This is a genomic window from Mesorhizobium sp. WSM1386 (genome assembly GCF_055901595.1).
The window spans coordinates 3,695,773-3,713,859 of record NZ_CM148373.1 but is presented as its reverse complement, the minus strand read 5'-3'; the positions used below and the strand labels follow the sequence as shown (position 1 = coordinate 3,713,859).

Below are 18,087 nucleotides of genomic sequence, written 5' to 3'. Positions count from 1 at the left end.
CGGAAACGGCAAACCGCTCTAACTCTTGGTTTTGACGCAATTCCGAACGGAAAATCGCTTCACGCTTTTCCTGGAATTGCTCTAGCGCGACACGAAGCAGTTGCCGCCGGCAGCCTTGTAGTTGGTGCACAGGTTGATGGCATCGTTGCGCGACTGGGCCACGACGCGAACGCGGTAGAACGTGCCCTTGCCGGCGATCTCGGCCTTGACGATGTTGGCTTTGCGACCGGAAAGCACGCTGGCGTAACGACGCTGCAGGTCCTGGTAACTCGACTGGGCGCTTTCCACCGTCGGCTGCGAAGCAACCTGCATCGACCACGAACCGCCACCGGTTGCCGTCGTTGCCGGATCGATGGAGGCGACCTGATCGGGCTTGACCTCGCCGACGACGTCGACCGGCTGGTCGGACGGACGCTGCGGCGCGATCGCAACCTTGGCCGGAGTATTGGCTGACTGCGTATTGGCTGACTGGGCCTTTTCCGGTTTGGCTGCCGGCTTGAGGGCCGGCGCGTCGTCCGACTGTGCGGCGACGGGCGCCACGGTGCCGGTCTGATCGGCATCGGCCTGGGCCGCAGGGGCGACATGCTGCGGCGCCGGATCGGCCGGTTCGGTGACGGCCACCTGCGGTGCGGCCGGTGCCGGGTCCTCGCGCGGCACCAGCGAGCCGTCCGACTTGACGACCATGGTCCTCACCTTGCGCGGCGCAACGGCGACGACATCGGCGTTGGTGCCCTTCTCGGCATCCTGCAGCACCTGCGCGATGCGATCCTCGGACTTGGGTGCCGGCGCTGCGTTGTCGGCTGACGCCGCATCGCCGGTCGGCGCTGCATTGGCAGTCGCCGGCGCCGCATTGGCGGTCGTCTGCGCGGCGTTGTTGTCGCCCGTTTCGCCGGCGGCAGCGTTCTGGTCGGCCGCGGCGTTCTGATCGGGGGAAAGATCGACGGCACGTGCCGGATCCTTCGCCTGCACATCCACCGGTTCCTCGACGTCGGTGACAAGCTTCTGCTGAACCGGCTCGGCCGGTTTCGCGCCCTTGACCACCGCGTCATAGACCTTGTTGTCCTGGTTCGGCACCACGGTGCCGCCCGGATTCTCAGGCTTGACCTTGATCGGCGAATTGTCGGCCTTGACGATCACCGGAGCTTCGCTCCCGCCCTTGCCGCCCAAAGACAGCGCAAAGGCGCCAAGACCGCCTGCAACCGCCACCGCACCGACAATCGCCGCGATGAACAGGCCGCGACGCCCCGACGACTTGGCCGCCTCGCGTTCGCCCAGACCCGGAACGGACATCGCCTCGTCGAGTTCCGGATCGTAGTCGAGTTCGTCGACGGTGAAATCGTCCGCCTGCGAAACCGGCTGGCTGCCTGGCAGGCTGTCGAGGTCGAAGCCGTCAGCGGCATCGGCATAACTTGCGGTCGCCGCCGCACGGGCCGGCATTTCCGCCGGTCGCGCCGCATAGGTCCGCGCTTCCGGCTGATAGGCCGGTTTGGGCTCTTCATAGGCCGGATTGAGCCCACCAGGGTTGAAACCGGCATTGTAGGAATCGTCGGCATAGGAAGCGCTGCCGGCGGAAGCCGGCGCCACCTCGACCGAATTCATCTCGGTCAAAAGGCTGGCGAACTCCGCATCGAGATCGTCATAGCCGGCAGCCGTCGGCGCATCGTCCTCGAAATGCAGCTCCGGAATGTCGAGATCGTCAGCCAGCGCCACGACGCGCTCGGGCACATCGACCGTTTCGACATCGGGCATCTCGTCGTAGCGCGGGGACTGCGGCGCCGGCGGTGCCGAGACTGGGGTTGTGTAGGCAGCAGCCGCAGCCGGTTCGGCCGCACGGTAGGACGGCACAGATGCCACCGCTGGGGCCGCTTCCGGTGTGGCGGTCCTGGCCGCCATCGAAGCGGACGGCTGCGCGGCAAACGCCGGCGGCTGGGGAACCGGCGTCACGCGGCTCCACGAGCGGGCTGGCTCCGTCGACGTGGAACGTTCCGCCAGCCAATCGCGAGAATCATCCCGATCCTGCGGGGAAGCGACCCCATCACGTGGATCGAGGCTGTTGGCCAAGGCGGCGTCGAATGCAGCATTGTCGAAATCGACGTCGACCTCGGCGGCATCCGAGCCGTGATCCCCGAGTTCATCGAACAGCATATCGTCGAGATCGACATCGGCGGCCTGGGCGGCATGCGCCTCTTCGGACGCCGGCTCGTCGAGATCCCAGTCGAGGTCGCCAGCAAGGTCGGCGGGCTCGTCGGCAACCGTCTCTGGTGCGGCAGCAGGCTGGGCGGGAGCAGCGGAAGGCTGGGCCACAAAGGGTTGGGCCACAAAGGGTTGAGCCATGACGGGCTCTTCCTTGGCCGACGGAGCCGTGCGCTGGGTCATGGCACCCAGCAGCGCGTTCAACTCGTCTTCCAGGCTTCGTTCATCGGCGGCAGGGGCCGTCACGGTTGCGGCGGGCGCCACCAGCCAGGCGGGAGTGGCCGCGGCCTCGGCGACGACGGGCTCTTCGGCAGGCTCGGCAGCACCGTCATCCAAGCTCGGATCAAATGCATCATCCGACACGGCTTCAGGGCTTGAAAATTCGCCAGTATCCACGGCATCGGCGCGCACTTCGTCTGCTTCCGCCTGATCGAAGGCCACCGGCTCGTCCGCTGGAACGTCAAAATCCACATCGACATCGGCGATGGCGTCGTCGAAACGGCCCTCGAAATCCTCGTCGGAAATCGCCTGGTCCTGGTCCTGGTCCTGGTCCTGGGCGGCCGCCACCGGCTCTGGGTATTCCACCGTGGTCGCAGCCGCATGACGCTGATCCACCGGATGGTCGTCGAGCATCAATTCGTCTTCGAGCGAAATCGAGGCCTCGTCGTCGAAATCAGGATCGGAGGCGGCCTCGACAACCGGCACTTCGGCAACCGCGTGCTGGGTCCCGGCGACTTCGTCCTCGATGCGGAAATCCCGATCGAGCGACGCGGCGAGCTCGTCCTCCATCGGCACATCGTCTTCGAAGGGCGAAACGTCTTCGAGCGAACTGGCGACGGCATTATCGAAATCGGCGTCGAAGGCAGGTTCGACGGCTGGTGCGGCTTCGGCAGCGCTGGGGTTCGCATGGCTGGCGACGGACGCCTGCTCATCGGCAGCAGTGAAGTCCAGGTGGAAATCGTCGTCGAGCGAAAGAGCAAGATCATCGTCCGCGCGAAGATCGTCGTCCGTCCCTTCATGAGCGGGAGCCGTTTCGAATGCCGGCTCATAAGCTTCGACAACCGGAGCGGCGTCGCTGTCGTCAGCGTCGAACTCGCCCATCAGTTCCTTTTCGAGGTCGATATCGAAGTCGCCCTCATCCGCCGGCTGACTGGCGACATCGGCTTTCGGCTTGACCGGCTGGCGCGGGTCGAATCCCATGATCCTGGTCAGTTCCGCGAACGGATCATCGTCGGCGATGTCGTTGTTGTCGGCTACTCTCAGCTGGGTTCTGTCTGCCATTATTGTTCCCGAACTCGCACTCAGTCGGACGCCATGGACGTCGCGCAGGGTTGGCCCTTACCAGCGCAATGTGGGCAAAAGGTGACAGGTTTTTTAGTCAAACCTAACGCATTTCGGTGGGCGCAGCGGCTCCGATCAGCGTCAGGCCGGACGTCAGAACGTCCGAAACAGCCTGCACCAGCCCTAGTCTGGCATGCGTCAATTCTCGGTCGTTAACCTTAACAAAACGTAAGTCCGGATTATCTGTGCCACGGTTCCAGTGTCCGTGGAAACTAGAAGCGAGATCATAGAGGTAGAATGCCAGCCTATGCGGCTCCAACGCAAGCGCGGCGGACTCGATGAGACGCGGATATTCGGCGAGCTTGCGGATCAGGCCGATCTCGCCCTCATCGGTCAGCGACGTCACCGCCGCCACAAGGCTGTTGCGGTCGAAATTCGCCTCGCCCAACTGCTCGCTCGCCTGCCGGAACACCGAATGGCAGCGCGCCGAGGCGTACTGCACATAAAACACCGGATTGTCCTTGGACTGTTCGGTCACCTTGGCGAAGTCGAAATCGAGCGGCGCATCGTTCTTGCGGTAGAGCATCATGAAGCGGATCGGGTCGCGCCCGACTTCCTCCACCACTTCACGCAACGTCACGAAGTCGCCGGAGCGCTTCGACATGCGAACCGGCTCGCCATCGCGAAACAGCTTGACCAGGTTGCACAGCAGCACGGTGAGCTTGACGTCGTCGCCGGCGATTGCGCGCGCCAGTGCCTCCAGCCGCTTGACGTAGCCGCCGTGGTCGGCGCCAAGCACATAGATCAGGTCGACGAACCCGCGATCGACCTTGTCCTTCAGGTAGGCGACATCGGCGGCGAAATAGGTGAATGAGCCGTCGGACTTGACCAGAGCCCGATCCATGTCGTCGCCGACCGCGGTCGAGCGGAACAGCGTCTGCTCACGGTCTTCCCAGTCGTCCGGCTTCTCGCCCTTGGGCGGCGGCAGCTTGCCCTTGTAGATATGGCCCTTCAGCGTCAGGTCGTTGATCGCCGACCGGATCTTCCTGGCATTATCGGCATGCAGCGTGCGCTCGGAGAAGAACACGTCGTGATGCACGTTGAGCAATGCCAGATCCTCGCGGATCATCGCCATCATCGCATCGATGGTCCGGTCCTTGACGATGGCCAGCGCCTCGTCATCCGGCATCTGCAGCAAGGAGCGTCCAAATTCCTTGACCAGCGCCTCCCCGACGGGGACGAGGTAGTCTCCAGGGTAAAGCCCTGGCGGGATCTCGCCGATGTCCTCGCCGAGCGCCTCGCTATAGCGCAGGAAGGCCGAGCGCCCGAGCACGTCGATCTGCGAGCCCGCATCGTTGATGACATATTCCTTGGTCACGTCGTAACCGGCAAAGGCCATGATATTGGCAAGCGCGTCACCGACAACCGCGCCCCGGCAATGGCCGACATGCATCGGCCCGGTCGGGTTGGCCGAGACATATTCGACATTGGTTTTCCGGCCGGCGCCGATCGTCGAGCGGCCATAGTTGCGCCCCTCGCCCAGAAGTGCCGACAGATGGGCCTGCCAGAAGCCGTCCTTGAGCCGGAGGTTGACGAATCCCGGACCGGCGACCTCGGCGGCGGCGACATCCACGTCATCCCGCAGCGCCAGCGCCAGCCTGTCGGCGAGCACGCGCGGGTTCTGCCCCGTAGGTTTGGCCAGCACCATTGCAGCATTGGTCGCAAGGTCGCCATGGCTGGCGTCGCGCGGCGGCTCGACGGCGATGCGCGACAGATCGGGCGAAACGCCGTCTTTGTCTTTCAGATCAAGCGCTTCGACAGCCTTTATGACTCGCGCGGTGAAATCGGCGAAGATGTTCATGGGTATTGCTCTGGCGGCTTTATGGCGAATCCGGCTCGTTGGCCGGCAAAATCGAGCCCGCCCTAGCTCAAATCCGGGGTGCGGTCAAACAAACGCCGGTGTTCCTTCAGCGCGTAAGTGTCGGTCATCCCGGCTAGAAAGTCGGCCACGCTGCGGGCCTTGATGCGATCTTCAGCCCGGTCCAGCCCCTCGCGCCAGCCATCCGGCATGGCGCGCGGGTCGGCGAAATAGACGTCGAACAGGTCCCTGACGATCTGCTCGGCATCGGCGCGTACCCGCATGACTTCCTGGTGGCGGTAGAGGTGCTTGTAGAGGAAGGCCTTCAGTTCCTTCTCCACCGCTGCCATCTCGGCGGAAAAGGTCACCATCGTCTCGCCCGCCGCCCTCACCGCATCGGCGCTCTGCGGCCTGACGCGCTCCAGATTGGCTGTCGTCGACATGATCACGTCCTCGACCATGGCGGTGATCTGCCGCCGCATCAGCTCATGGCCGGTGCGAACGTCATCGAGCCTTGGATAGCGCTCGCGTACACCCTCCAGGATCGTTCCCGGCAGCGAGACAGTCTTCAGCATGTCCAGCGTCAGCAGCCCTGATCTCAACCCGTCGTCGATATCGTGGTTGTTGTAGGCGATGTCGTCGGCGATCGCGGCACATTGCGCCTCGATGCCGGCGAACCGGTCCAGTTCGAGGTCCTGCAACTGCGAGTAATCGCGGATTGCCTGCGGCACCGCTCCTTTCAGGCCCTTGCCGCTGCCGTCGGTCAGCGGGCCATTGTGCTTGACCAGCCCTTCCAGCGTTTCCCAGGTCAGGTTCAGCCCGTCGAATTCAGCGTATCGCGCCTCAAGCCTGGTCACGATGCGCAGCGATTGCGCGTTGTGGTCGAAGCCGCCCCATTGGGACATCTTCTCGTTCAGCGCGTCCTCGCCGGTGTGGCCGAAGGGCGTGTGGCCGAAATCATGCACCAGCGCCACCGCCTCGGCCAGATCCTCGTCGCCGCGCAGCGCGCGCGCCAGAGCACGCGCGATCTGCGCCACCTCGATCGAATGGGTCAGCCTTGTGCGGTAGTGGTCGCCTTCATGGGCGATGAAGACCTGCGTCTTGTGTTTCAGCCGCCGGAACGCCGTCGAATGGATGATGCGATCGCGGTCGCGCTGGAACGGCGTGCGGGTCGGGCTCTCGACCTCGTCGAACAGCCGGCCGCGCGAGCGCGCCGGATCCGTGGCATAGGCCGCGCGCGGCCGATAGCCGAATCCGATGTCGCCCAACTCGTTGGTCATGGCCGATGCTGCCGCGGTTGACTTGATCTAGTTGACTTGGCCCCTCTCGCTTCATACCTATCATGTGAAACCGAAAGCAAGGTGACGCCCATGGGCGCTGATGCCAAGACTGCCATGAAAGTCGATATGACCGAGGCCGCCGCCAGGCGGATCGCCAAGATCGTCTCTGGCGAAGCCGGCAAGACGGCGCTGCGCGTTTCCGTCGAAGGCGGCGGCTGCTCGGGCTTTTCCTACAAGTTCGACCTGGTCGATACGCGCAATGACGATGATGTGGCCATCGAGAAGGATGGCGCAACGGTGCTGATCGACGATTTGTCGCTGGTCTATATGGGCGGCTCGGTGATCGACTTCGTCGACGATCTGATGGGCCAGTCCTTCCAGATCAAGAACCCGAACGCGGTCGCCTCCTGCGGCTGCGGCACCAGTTTCTCCATCTAGCGGCATTGCGATGCCGGTCATCGGCGCGGTCCGTCAGGTCGCGCTGTCGGCCGGACGCGACCTTGATTCGACGCTGGCCTTCTGGCGCGATGTGCTCGGTATGGGCGTTCACGCCCGCTACGATCCACCGGGAATCGCCTTCATCATGGCGGGCGAGGTGCGCCTGCTGTTCACAGACGGCGTTCCGGCCGGCACCGTCTATCTCGACATTGCCGGCCTCGAGCCCTTCCACGCCGACGCGAAAGCCATGGGGGTCCCCTTCACCGCGCCGCCGACGCTGGTGCATCACGATACCGAAGGCCAGTTCGGTCCGGCGGGAGAAAGCGAGTGGATGGCCTTTATAAAAGATCCGGCTGGCAATACGATCGGCCTCGTCGAACGCCATCCGCCGCAGGAAGAATAAGACCGTCATGAAAATCGTCACCTGGAACATCAACGGCGTTCGCGCCCGCATCGGCAACCTCACCCATTGGCTGACCGAGAGCGCGCCCGATATCGTTTGCCTGCAGGAAATCAAGACGGTCGACGACCAATTCCCGCGTGCCGAGATCGAGGCGCTGGGCTACAATGTCGAAACCCATGGCCAGAAAGGCTTTAATGGCGTGGCGCTGCTGTCGAAGCTGCGCTTCGACGAGGTCACCAAGGGCCTGCCGGGCGACGACGCCGACGAACAGGCGCGCTTCATCGAAGGCGTGTTCTCGACCGACAAGGGCGCCCTTCGCGTCGCCTCGCTCTATCTGCCGAATGGCAATCCGATCGATGACGAGAAGAAATTTCCTTACAAGCTGTCCTGGATGGCGCGGCTGGAGCGCTGGGCCGAAGAGCGCCTGAGGCTGGAGGAGGCGCTGGTGCTGGCTGGCGATTACAACGTCATTCCCGAGCCGATCGACGCGCGGTTTCCGGAGAACTGGCTGGGCGACGCGCTGTTCCAGCCGCAGACGCGGCAAGCCTTCCGGCGGCTGCTCAACCTCGGCTTCACCGAGGCGGTGCGCGCGGTCACCGATGCGCCGGACACCTACACCTTCTGGGACTATCAGGCCGGCGCCTGGCAGAAGAACAACGGTATCCGCATCGACCATCTGCTGCTGTCGCCGGAAGCCGCCAACCGATTCTCGTCGGCCTCGATCGAAAAACATGTGCGCGCGTGGGAAAAGCCGTCCGACCATGTGCCGGTGGCGATCGACCTCGCCTTGTTGCCGGCCTGACGGAGAAGCGCCCCCGGCCCAGATGCCGGGACACAGCCGAGCTGGACCTCATCTCGCCACATTCAGGCGCATGATGGGAGATCATCATGGCGGCTGGGGTTCCCATGAGCATTCGATTTCTTGTTTGTCCGATCGGCTTGGCATTTGCCACCGCCGCCTGGGTGCCGGCTTTCGCCGCACCGGAATGTCTTGCCAATGGCAAATCCTATCCGGTCGGTCAGGTCGCCTGCCTGACCGTTGCCGACCAGAGCCATCTGGCGCGCTGCGAAATGGTGCTCAACAACACATCCTGGACGAAGGTCGGCGACAGCTGCCCCGAAAACACGATGGCGCCACACCTGCACGTCACCCCGATCTCGACGCCCGCGCCAAGCATGGTGCCGACGGAACCCACCGAGAACTAAGCCAATCTCCCCCCCCTTGTGGGTCCCTTGTGGGGGAGATGTCCGGCAGGACAGAGGGGGGCGCCGTAGAGCGCCAGTCCCAACAGCAACCGAGCATCGAGAATGCCTCGCCTCTGCCTCCAAACCATCGTGCAAACGCCAAGTCGATGCGCAAGGTGATGACCGACGCCGAGTTGAAGCTCTGGAACGAGCTTCGCGCGCACCGGTTGATGGGGCTTGGCTTCCGGCGGCAATTTCCGATCGCCGGCTACATTGTCGACTTTGCTTGTCCAGAGAACAAACTGGTCGTCGAAGTTGATGGCTCCCAACACGCGGAAGCCGATGCCGTCGCGGGCGACGAAGCGAGATCATCACGTCTGGGGAAGAATGGCTGGACCGTCCTGCGCTTTTGGAATGACGACATCATCCGTGACCTCGACAATGTCTGCCAGCACATTGCAATCGTGGCCGGTGTTGCGGGTACATCAGTATAACAGCAAGGCTGGCGGGACAGCGCCCCCCTCTGTCCTGCCGGACATCTCCCCCACTTGGGGGGAGATTGGCTGTCACAACCGTTTTCGCCAATCTCCAACGTTGCAAGAAAACGCGCCGGCAGCCAAGCTGCCAATCTCCCGGTCCAAACACCCCCTTGCGGGGACATCGGCAGTTCGGCGGTCAACGCCTTACTGTTCCGCGTTGGTGGTGCCCTTGGTCAGGATGTCGTCGGCGAGCGAGATCGCCGTGCGCCGGTCGGCTTCGCCGGCGGCGGCGAAGGCCTCTTCCTGCATGCCGCGGATCCAGGGCTGATCGGCCGGCGAGGCGCGTTCGAGCGCCGCCGTCATCATCGCCAGGCCACGAACGATCTTGCCGCTCTGGAACAGCAGGTGGCCAAGCGTCGCCTGGGCACCGGCATGGCCCTTCTCGGCGGCAAGCTGGAACCAGCGCCCGGCCTGCTTGACGCTGGCCTTCACGCCGCCCTCGCCCTTGAGGAACATCTGCCCCATTTCGAACTGGGCGTTCGGGTTGCGGTAGTTGGCGGCGGCGCGCATGTAATATTCCTGTGCCGCCACCTCGTTCTCGGCGACCGGGCTGCCGGGAATGCCTTTGCGCAGGTAATCGCCGAGCGCCACCAGCGCGTCGGAGACGTAGCTTTCCTCGGGCGAACCGGGCTCTACGTCCTGGTCGACGATCTCCGAGAAGAACTTGAACGCTTCATAGTCGTCGCGCGCCACGCCGTCGCCCTCGGCATACATGCGGGCAAGCTTCCAGGTGGCGCCGATCTGGCCGTTTTCGGCGGCATATTTATAGGCCTCGGCGGCCTGTTCCTTGTGGCCGTTCTTGTAGGCGGAGAAGCCGAACTGGAACACCGCCCACGGGCTCGACTGCGGCTTCACGCCGGTCTTGTCGTCGAACACCTTGTCGTCGAAGGCCAAAGCCTGGCCCACCGCGCCAAAGATCGCAAACGCGACCAGTGCCGGAAGGACAGATGACCTCAACAACTCTGGTGTTGACTTCAACAACTCAGATATCCGCATAGCAGTGTGTTTCTTTCGCACCGCCCGGATGGGTGACCGCGCCGTCGCGGGCGGAACCTACCGTCTGTGCGTATTTCCAAATCGCGCCCGACTGATAGTCGGTCGTGCGCGCCTTCCATGTCTTTGCCCGCGCCGCCAGTTCGGCCTCGGTCAGCGCCACTTCGATCGTGCCATTCACCGCGTCGATCGAGATCACATCGCCATCCCGGATGAGACCGATCGGACCGCCAACCGCCGCTTCCGGCCCGACATGGCCGATGCAGAAGCCGCGTGTCGCGCCCGAGAAGCGGCCGTCGGTGATCAGCGCCACCTTGCCGCCCATGCCCTGGCCATAGAGCGCTGCCGTCGTCGACAGCATCTCGCGCATGCCTGGCCCACCGCGCGGCCCTTCGTAACGGATGACGAGAACCTCGCCTTCCCGGTAATTGCGATGCGTCACCGCCTCGAAACATTCCTCTTCCGAATCGAAGCAGCGCGCCGGCCCGGAGAATTTCAACTCCGTCATGCCCGCGACCTTCACGATCGCGCCTTCGGGGGCAAGGTTTCCCTTCAACCCCACGACACCGCCGGTTTGGGTAATGGGTCTGTTGGCCGGGCGGACCACATCCTGGTGTTCATTCCAGGAAACATGCTCCATATTTTCGGCCAAAGTGCGGCCAGTGACCGTCAGGCAATCGCCGTGCAGATAGCCATGGTCGAGCAGCGTCTTCATCAACAGCGGAATGCCGCCGGCCTCGAACATGTCCTTGGCGACATATTTGCCGCCAGGCTTGAGATCGGCGATGTAAGGTGTCTTCTCGAAAATCCTGGCCACGTCGAACAGGTCGAACTTTATCCCCGCCTCATGTGCGATCGCCGGCAGATGCAGGGCCGCATTGGTCGAGCCGCCGGTGGCCGAGACCACGGTCGCCGCGTTCTCCAGCGCCTTCAGCGTGATGATGTCGCGCGGCCGGATGTTTTTCGCGATCAGTTCCATGATTTTTTCGCCGGAGGCGAAATTGAAGCGGTCCCGCATTTCGTAAGGCGCGGGCGCTCCGCAGGAATAAGGCAGCGCCAGGCCGATCGCCTCGGCGACGGTCGCCATGGTGTTGGCGGTGAACTGGGCCCCGCAGGAGCCGGCCGAGGGACACGCGACCTGCTCGATCTCGAGCAGTTCGTCATCGCTGATCGTGCCGACCGAGTGCTGGCCGACAGCCTCGAACACGTCCTGCACGGTGATCTGCCGGCCGCGATAGCTGCCGGGCAGGATCGAACCGCCATAGATGAAGATCGACGGCACGTTGAGGCGCACCATGGCCATCATCATGCCGGGCAGCGACTTGTCGCAGCCGGCCAAGCCGACCAGCGCGTCGTAGCAATGGCCGCGCATGGTGAGTTCGACCGAATCTGCGATGACCTCGCGCGACACCAGCGACGACTTCATGCCCTGGTGGCCCATGGCGATGCCGTCCGTGACCGTGATGGTGCAGAATTCGCGCGGCGTGCCGTTGGCGGCTGCGACGCCCTTCTTGACCACTTGCGCCTGGCGCATCAGCGAGATGTTGCAGGGCGCCGCCTCGTTCCAGCAGGACGCGACGCCGACCAGCGGCTGCGCGATCTCGGCCGCGGACAGGCCCATCGCATAGAGATAGGAGCGATGCGGCGCACGCGCCGGACCGACGGTCACATAGCGGCTAGGGAGCTTGGCCTTGGAAATGACTTTGGCGTCCATTCTCTTCCTTGCCCCATCTTCCCTGCAAATGGGGCGGTGCGGCCTCTCCCATCGCCGAGCCTTTTGGCGCGTTTCCCGAGACAAGATCGAGGTGCGCCGGGTTTATGGCGGGAAATGGGCAATTTCCTCGGCCTTGCTTCTAGCCCAGGGGTTGTTCAGAAAGTGTTGCCAAAACGTCACAATCGCACGAGGCGGCAACAGTGCCGCCTATATGCAACGCGGCTTGGATACCGGGCGCACCGGCGACGCCGGCTCAAACGAAAAAGGCCGGGCATTGCCCGGCCTTTTTCTAGAATTTTCAGCTACTTAGAACTTGATCTTGATACCGCCAGAAATCGCTGTGATCAGATCGTTGCCGAAATCGTAGCTAGCATCCTCGCCTGCGACATATCCGTTCTCACCAGCTAACTCCCCTGAGTGGCCGCTGGTCAGCACGCCGATCGCTCCAGCAAGCCGCACTTCGATATTGGGCCGCGGCGTATAGGCGACGCCGCCGCCCAGGGTCCACGTATCAGATTGCGCGCCATAGCCATGCGAGGTACCACGATCCCAGGAAAGCTGGCCGGCGGCGCTCCACTGATCGTTGAATTTGTGGCCGACACCACCTGAAACGGTCCAGCCATCGCGGTACATCAGGTCGAGCGAAGTCACCGCAACCGGAGAACCCGTGACGCATGACGATGCCGCAAAGCCCACTGGGCAGATCGGGACGCTTTGCAGCAAGCTCCAGTTGACCCACTTGAGCGAGCCGAAAGCGAGCCAGCCGGGCGCGATGCCTGACTGCAGTTTCAACTCCACCGAGTCCGGCATGTACTCCGTCGCACCGAAGATCGGCGTAATTTTCCCGCCAACACTGGTAAGATCAAGCGTTCCCTCGATATTGTCGAGCTTGACTTTCGAATTGTAGACTAGGCTCGCGCGCAATGCGATGTCGGGGATTTCGTAGGCGACGCCGGCTCGCCAACCCCAACCGTTGGCCTCTAGGTCGACGCGGCCGATCGGTGACGGCCCAAATGGATTGAAACCCACCAAGCTTTCTTTGAAGCCTGAAATTTCCTGGTAGAATAGGCCGCCGATAAAACGGAGCTGGCCCTTGCCGACATCGAACTTGTAGGAGCAGGTGCCGGCGTAATTGTTGCTCTTGATATCCGTTTCGACGTTGGAAAACGCGCCATTCCACGACGCGCCGGGGGCTGTGTGGGCGCCCCAGGGCTGTGAATAGTCGACCATGCAGTCGACGCCTTGCACAACCTGAACTTTCCCACCAATACGGGGTACCCAATAGCCCTCGGCGCCATCCGCCGTGGAATTGAGGAAATTGAAGCCGCCCGGACCCCGCGCATTTTCATACTTGCGGTCTGGCATCACATAAGTCGCTTCCGCCTCCGTAGCGAACGGCGCCGGATCGAACAGCAAGTCGATATCGTAGCCGCCGCGCTCCAGGCCGCCAGCATGCGCTGAACCCATCGCCGTCCCGATCAAAGCCAGCGAAAAGCACCCCGCCCCCAGCAGGGCTTTCAAACGCAAAGTGTTCATGGATGTCCTCCCCGAATAACTAGTGGCTCAAGCTAGAACCAATTCGGGTTAACGGCGCAACAACGAATTCCGAGGCGTACATGTACATGTTGACCAAACGCGTTTTCGACAAAATGCAACGCGGCGCCAGAACGCCGAAAATAGCTGACCAAGGCCTGCCCTGGCCTTGAAAGGGAAAGAAAACCGGCCGAAAAGGATCAAAAACAGCCTTTTTACGGGCCTACTGGCCCCATTGTTACATTATGGCAACAATGGGGCAAAAACTTCCGTTTACGTCAAAATTAACGCAACGGAATGCCCTTTTTCGAGGCAGGTTACGCATGGGAATTTCCTCCGGCGTCACGGCGAATCTTGCCTCTCAACCGGCGTCGCGAACCCTGGTCAGCGCCACCGAAAGCTTGTCCTGCGCATCGCGGTATTCGGCGAGCTTCTCGCGTTCGGCCTCGACGATCTCGGCCGGCGCGCTGGCGACGAATCTTTCGTTGGACAGCTTCTTGTGCAGGCGTGCGATCTCTTCGGTGACCTTGGCCAGTTCCTTCTGCAGTCGTGAGGCCTCCGCGGCGAGATCGATCAGGCTGCCGAGCGGCAGGCAGATCGTCGCCTCGTTGAGCACGATCTGCGCCGAGCCCTTGGGTGCGGCATCGGCGAGCGAGATATCGCCGACGCGCGCCAGGCGCTTGATCGCCGACTCTTCGCGCACCAGCCGTTCACGCGTCACGGCGTTGGCGCCGACGACGACGAGCGGCGCTATCGCGCCCGGCGGCACGTTCATCTCCGAGCGCACCGAGCGGATGCCGGAGACGAGATCGACCAGCCAGTTGATGTCGGCGGCCGCGGCCGCGTCCTCGAAGTCCGGAGAAGGCCAGGCCGCATGGCACAGCAGCGACTCACGCTCCTTGCCCTCGCCCGCCGTCTGCGCCCACAGCTCTTCCGTCATGAACGGCATCATCGGGTGCAAGAGCTTGTAGATCTCGTCGAGCACGAAGGCGACGCAGGCGCGGCTTTCGGCCTTGGCGGCCTCGTCCGTGCCCATGAACACGGGCTTCAGCAGTTCCAAGTACCAATCACAGAACAGGTTCCAGACGAAGCGATAGGCAGCGCCCGCCGCCTCGTTGAAGCGGTATGAGGTGATGCCGTCGGTGACCTCGCGCGCCGCGCGCGTCAACTCGGTCAGGATCCAGCGGTTGACCGCCAGCTTGGCGTCGTTCAGCCAGAAATCATCGTTGCGGGCGACTTCGTTCATCTCGGCGAAGCGGGTCGCGTTCCACAGCTTGGTGCCGAAATTGCGGTAGCCGGCGATGCGCGCCGGATCGAGCTTCACGTCGCGCCCCTGCGCCGCCATCACAGCCAGTGTGAAGCGCAGCGCATCGGCGCCATATTCGTCGATGAGGTCGAGCGGATCGACGACGTTGCCTTTCGACTTCGACATCTTCTGCCCGTTCTTGTCGCGCACCAGCGCGTGCATATAGACCGTGTGGAACGGCTCCTCATCCATGAAGTGCAGGCCCATCATCATCATGCGGGCGACCCAGAAGAAGATCAGGTCGAAGCCGGTCACCAGTACGTCGGTCTGGTAGTAGGTCTTCAGCTCCGGCGTCTGGTCCGGCCAGCCCAGCGTCGAGAATGGCCACAGCGCCGACGAGAACCAGGTGTCGAGCACGTCCTCGTCCCGGGTCAGGATCTCACCCGGCTTGTAGTTCTCGAGCTTGTCCTCGACCCAGGCCTTCCACGGCCCTTCCAGGGCCAGATAATATTCTATCGCCGCGCTCAAAGCCTCCTCTTCGGTCTTCTCGACGAAGACGCGCCCGTCCGGCCCGTACCACGCGGGTATCTGATGACCCCACCAAAGCTGGCGCGAGATGCACCAAGGTTCGATATTTTCCATCCACTGAAAGTAGGTTTTCTCCCAGTTGCCCGGTATGATCTTGGTGCGCCCCTCGCGCACCGAGGCGATCGCCGGCTTGGCGAGTTCGGCAGCATTTGCATACCACTGCTCGGTCAGGAACGGCTCGATCGGCACGCCGCCGCGATCGCCATGCGGCACGGCGTGGCGATGCGGCTCGACCTTGTCGAGGAAGCCGCCGACCTCCATCAGTTCGACGATCTTCTTGCGCGCGGCGAAACGGTCGAGCCCGTCGAGTTCGTCCCAGACCGCCAGGTGTTCGGGCGTCACATCGAGGCCGCCGAGAAAATCCTCATTATCCTTGAGCTTGATGGCGGCTTCGACGGTCAGGATGTTGATCGCCGGCAGCTTGTGGCGCTTGCCGACCTCGAAGTCGTTGAAATCATGCGCCGGCGTGATCTTGACCGCCCCCGAACCCTTTTCAGGGTCGGAATACTCGTCCGCCACGACAGGGATCTTTCTGCCGACGATCGGCAGCACCACGTTCTTGCCGACCAGATGCTGGAAGCGTTCGTCATCCGGATGCACAGCGACCGCGGTGTCGCCCAGCATCGTCTCGGGACGCGTCGTCGCCACGATGATGAATGTTTTCGGGTTTTCCGGGTCGAACGCCACGCCCTCGATCGGATAACGGAAGTGCCAGAGGTTGCCGTTGACCTCCTGCTGCTCCACCTCGAGATCGGAGATCGCGGTCAGCAGTTTCGGGTCCCAGTTCACAAGGCGCTTGTCCTTGTAGATCAGGCCCTCCTTGTAGAGCGTGACGAACACTTCGAGCACGGCCTTGGACAGGCCCTCGTCCATGGTGAAGCGTTCGCGCGACCAGTCGGCCGAGGCTCCGAGCCGCTTCAGCTGGTTGAAGATGGCGCCGCCGGATTCGGCCTTCCATTCCCACACTTTCTCGATGAACTGTTCGCGCGTCAGGTCGCGGCGGTGGATCTGCTTTTCCATCAGCTGGCGCTCGACCACCATCTGCGTGGCGATGCCGGCATGGTCCATGCCTGGCTGCCAGAGCACGTTCTTGCCGCGCATGCGCTCGAAGCGCACCAAAATGTCCTGCAGCGTGTTGTTGAGCGCGTGGCCCATATGCAGCGAGCCGGTGACGTTGGGCGGCGGAATGACGATGGTGAAGGCTTCGGCCCCCTCCTCGGCGCCGGCGCCGGCGCGAAACGCGTCTGCCTCTTCCCACACCTTGGCGATTTTCGGCTCGACGGTCTTTGCGTCGTAGGTCTTTTCAAGCATGGGGAAACGGTCCGCGCTGTCGGGATTTTGCTGTTTCGGTGTAAATCGGAAGGCCTTGGCCAAGTCAACCGCAAGGGCGGACTCGGTTCACCACAAGCAGATAGGCGCGGCCTTGTCCATTTCAACGGAAGGTCGTGCGAGTGCCAGTCGCGTCTTGACCACCGGCATCACCGCTACCGTGCCGGCGCTGCCGTAAAGCGCATCGGCTTCAGGAAAGCGCCGATCGAGGGCGGCGCTTTGATTCCGGAATGGGCTGTGATCCTTACTGCGCGCCGCGCGCGACGCGCTCGATTTCCTCACGCACCAGTCTTTCGACCAGCGTCGGCAGATTGTTGTCCAGCCAGTCCTGCAGCATCGGCCGCAGCATCTCTTCGGCCATCTCGTCGAATGTCTTCTTGCTGCGGCTGGCAAAGGCGTCGGACAACTCACCGAAGGCAGCGGCCACCTGCCGGCCCGTGTGCTCGGAAAGGATTGCGGCGCGGGCCGCGGGCGCTTCATTTGCGGCACGCACCTCGGAGGTGCCTGCCGGAGCACCGCTTGACGAAGGCCGCTCGAAAGCAGGCTCCGCCACCGGTTCATCCACTGGCGCCTCGGGTTGGACAATCGGCTTGCGGACGCTCCTGTCCGGCATCGCCTTCGCCTGCTCGCCAACCGCGGCGATCTCGCGCCGCCAATCGGCGACGATGGCATCGCTCGTCGCACCGGCCTCGGGGGGCCCAACCTGCGGGACCATTGGCGCTTCCGTCCTGACGGCAGGCGCCGGCTCGGCGGCGATCCTGGCGCTGACCTCGGCAAGCGTCATCGACGGCTTGACCGGGACGGCATCGACGCGCGGCGATTCCATGCGCGCGATCACAGGGGCGGGCGATGGCGCCTGGATTTCTGCGAGCGCCACCGGCTTCCTGACTTCGGGGGCAGCCTGCAACTCGGCGCGAAACGCGTCGACGTCGGTGGTTGCAGCCGCGCCCGATGCCGGCTCCAGGTCCTGGCGCAGATCATCGGCCTCGCCCGGCTGCTTGCGGCCGTTGTCGCTATCCTCGATGATCCTCCTGATGGAAGCCAGTATCTCTTCCATGGAAGGTTCGCGCTGTGCGCTGCTTGCCGTCGCCATCGTCACATCCGCCGCCCTTGTGACCTCAGTAGTCTTCCGCTCCGGCAAAAAGCCGGATTCGAATCATGGCCACAGCGTAACCGACGGATCGCCGCACGAGAATCCCCAATCTGGGGACATGTGGGATTTCAACAGATTAGAGCAATTCCAGGAATTGCTCTAATCTAAAGCGTGAAACGGCTTTCCCGGGAAAAGCGCGTAGCGCTTTCCCTTGGGAATTGCGCCGAAACTGGGAGATAGAGCGCGGCGCCGAAAAAGCGGGACAGTTTTTCGAATATCCCGCTCGACCAAGAGGGTCGTAATGCGACCCGGCGGAGCCTAGAGCCATTCCAGGAAAAGTGCGACACGGTTTTCCCGGGAAAAGCGCGTAGCGCTTTCCCTTTGGGAATTGCGTAAAAACAAAGAGATAGAGCG

Annotated in this window: 13 protein-coding genes; 5 read left to right on the top strand and 8 right to left on the bottom strand. The window is 63.1% G+C overall.

What is annotated here, in order from left to right; translation table 11 throughout:
- Nucleotides 1-81: 81 nt before the first annotated feature.
- The 3 genes from AC0NIH_RS18200 to AC0NIH_RS18190 all read right to left on the bottom strand — a co-directional run bounded on the left by AC0NIH_RS18200 (nucleotide 82) and on the right by AC0NIH_RS18190 (nucleotide 6,612).
- Nucleotides 82-3,474 carry an SPOR domain-containing protein gene (locus tag AC0NIH_RS18200; protein ID WP_473460664.1) on the bottom strand — a complete coding sequence of 1,131 codons (3,393 nt, stop codon included), beginning with the start codon at nucleotides 3,472-3,474 and terminating at the stop codon, nucleotides 82-84.
- A 103-nt stretch (nucleotides 3,475-3,577) separates the two neighbouring features.
- Nucleotides 3,578-5,335: an arginine--tRNA ligase gene (argS, locus tag AC0NIH_RS18195; protein ID WP_023778721.1), complete on the bottom strand. Its 1,758-nt coding sequence runs from the start codon at nucleotides 5,333-5,335 to the stop codon at nucleotides 3,578-3,580.
- 62 nt (nucleotides 5,336-5,397) lie between these two features.
- On the bottom strand, nucleotides 5,398-6,612 hold the full coding sequence (locus AC0NIH_RS18190) for a deoxyguanosinetriphosphate triphosphohydrolase (protein WP_473460666.1): 1,215 nt from the start codon (nucleotides 6,610-6,612) through the stop codon (nucleotides 5,398-5,400).
- A 90-nt stretch (nucleotides 6,613-6,702) separates the two neighbouring features.
- Between AC0NIH_RS18190 and erpA the strand changes: the two genes are divergently transcribed.
- The 5 genes from erpA to AC0NIH_RS18165 all read left to right on the top strand — a co-directional run bounded on the left by erpA (nucleotide 6,703) and on the right by AC0NIH_RS18165 (nucleotide 9,132).
- On the top strand, nucleotides 6,703-7,050 hold the full coding sequence (erpA, locus tag AC0NIH_RS18185; protein ID WP_352710961.1) for an iron-sulfur cluster insertion protein ErpA: 348 nt from the start codon (nucleotides 6,703-6,705) through the stop codon (nucleotides 7,048-7,050).
- A gap of 10 nt (nucleotides 7,051-7,060) precedes the next feature.
- The gene (locus AC0NIH_RS18180; RefSeq protein ID WP_473460668.1) at nucleotides 7,061-7,453 is read left to right on the top strand and encodes a VOC family protein; all 393 of its coding nucleotides are present in this window, start codon (nucleotides 7,061-7,063) and stop codon (nucleotides 7,451-7,453) included.
- 7 nt (nucleotides 7,454-7,460) lie between these two features.
- On the top strand, nucleotides 7,461-8,255 hold the full coding sequence (gene xth / locus AC0NIH_RS18175; RefSeq protein ID WP_013895093.1) for an exodeoxyribonuclease III: 795 nt from the start codon (nucleotides 7,461-7,463) through the stop codon (nucleotides 8,253-8,255).
- An 86-nt stretch (nucleotides 8,256-8,341) separates the two neighbouring features.
- Nucleotides 8,342-8,659 carry a hypothetical protein gene (locus tag AC0NIH_RS18170; RefSeq protein WP_352568485.1) on the top strand — a complete coding sequence of 106 codons (318 nt, stop codon included), beginning with the start codon at nucleotides 8,342-8,344 and terminating at the stop codon, nucleotides 8,657-8,659.
- A 146-nt stretch (nucleotides 8,660-8,805) separates the two neighbouring features.
- Complete coding sequence (locus AC0NIH_RS18165) at nucleotides 8,806-9,132, top strand: endonuclease domain-containing protein (RefSeq protein WP_474025009.1); 327 nt, start codon at nucleotides 8,806-8,808, stop codon at nucleotides 9,130-9,132.
- Nucleotides 9,133-9,321: 189 nt separating this feature from the next.
- Here AC0NIH_RS18165 and AC0NIH_RS18160 read toward each other — a convergent pair whose 3' ends face one another.
- The 5 genes from AC0NIH_RS18160 to AC0NIH_RS18140 all read right to left on the bottom strand — a co-directional run bounded on the left by AC0NIH_RS18160 (nucleotide 9,322) and on the right by AC0NIH_RS18140 (nucleotide 17,673).
- Nucleotides 9,322-10,173 (bottom strand): tetratricopeptide repeat protein, encoded by an 852-nt coding sequence (locus AC0NIH_RS18160; RefSeq protein WP_031250208.1) that lies wholly within the window; start codon nucleotides 10,171-10,173, stop codon nucleotides 9,322-9,324.
- A complete protein-coding gene (gene ilvD, locus AC0NIH_RS18155; protein WP_023778714.1) occupies nucleotides 10,160-11,884 on the bottom strand; it encodes a dihydroxy-acid dehydratase in 1,725 nt (574 codons plus the stop codon). Before ilvD ends, AC0NIH_RS18160 begins: the two co-directional genes overlap by 14 nt.
- Before the next feature lie 306 nt (nucleotides 11,885-12,190).
- Complete coding sequence (locus AC0NIH_RS18150) at nucleotides 12,191-13,420, bottom strand: OmpP1/FadL family transporter (RefSeq protein ID WP_023778713.1); 1,230 nt, start codon at nucleotides 13,418-13,420, stop codon at nucleotides 12,191-12,193.
- Nucleotides 13,421-13,778: 358 nt separating this feature from the next.
- The gene (locus AC0NIH_RS18145; protein WP_473460672.1) at nucleotides 13,779-16,562 is read right to left on the bottom strand and encodes a valine--tRNA ligase; all 2,784 of its coding nucleotides are present in this window, start codon (nucleotides 16,560-16,562) and stop codon (nucleotides 13,779-13,781) included.
- 262 nt (nucleotides 16,563-16,824) lie between these two features.
- Nucleotides 16,825-17,673, bottom strand: a complete 849-nt coding sequence (locus AC0NIH_RS18140) for a PopZ family protein (protein ID WP_473460674.1) — start codon at nucleotides 17,671-17,673, stop codon at nucleotides 16,825-16,827.
- Nucleotides 17,674-18,087 lie beyond the last annotated feature (414 nt).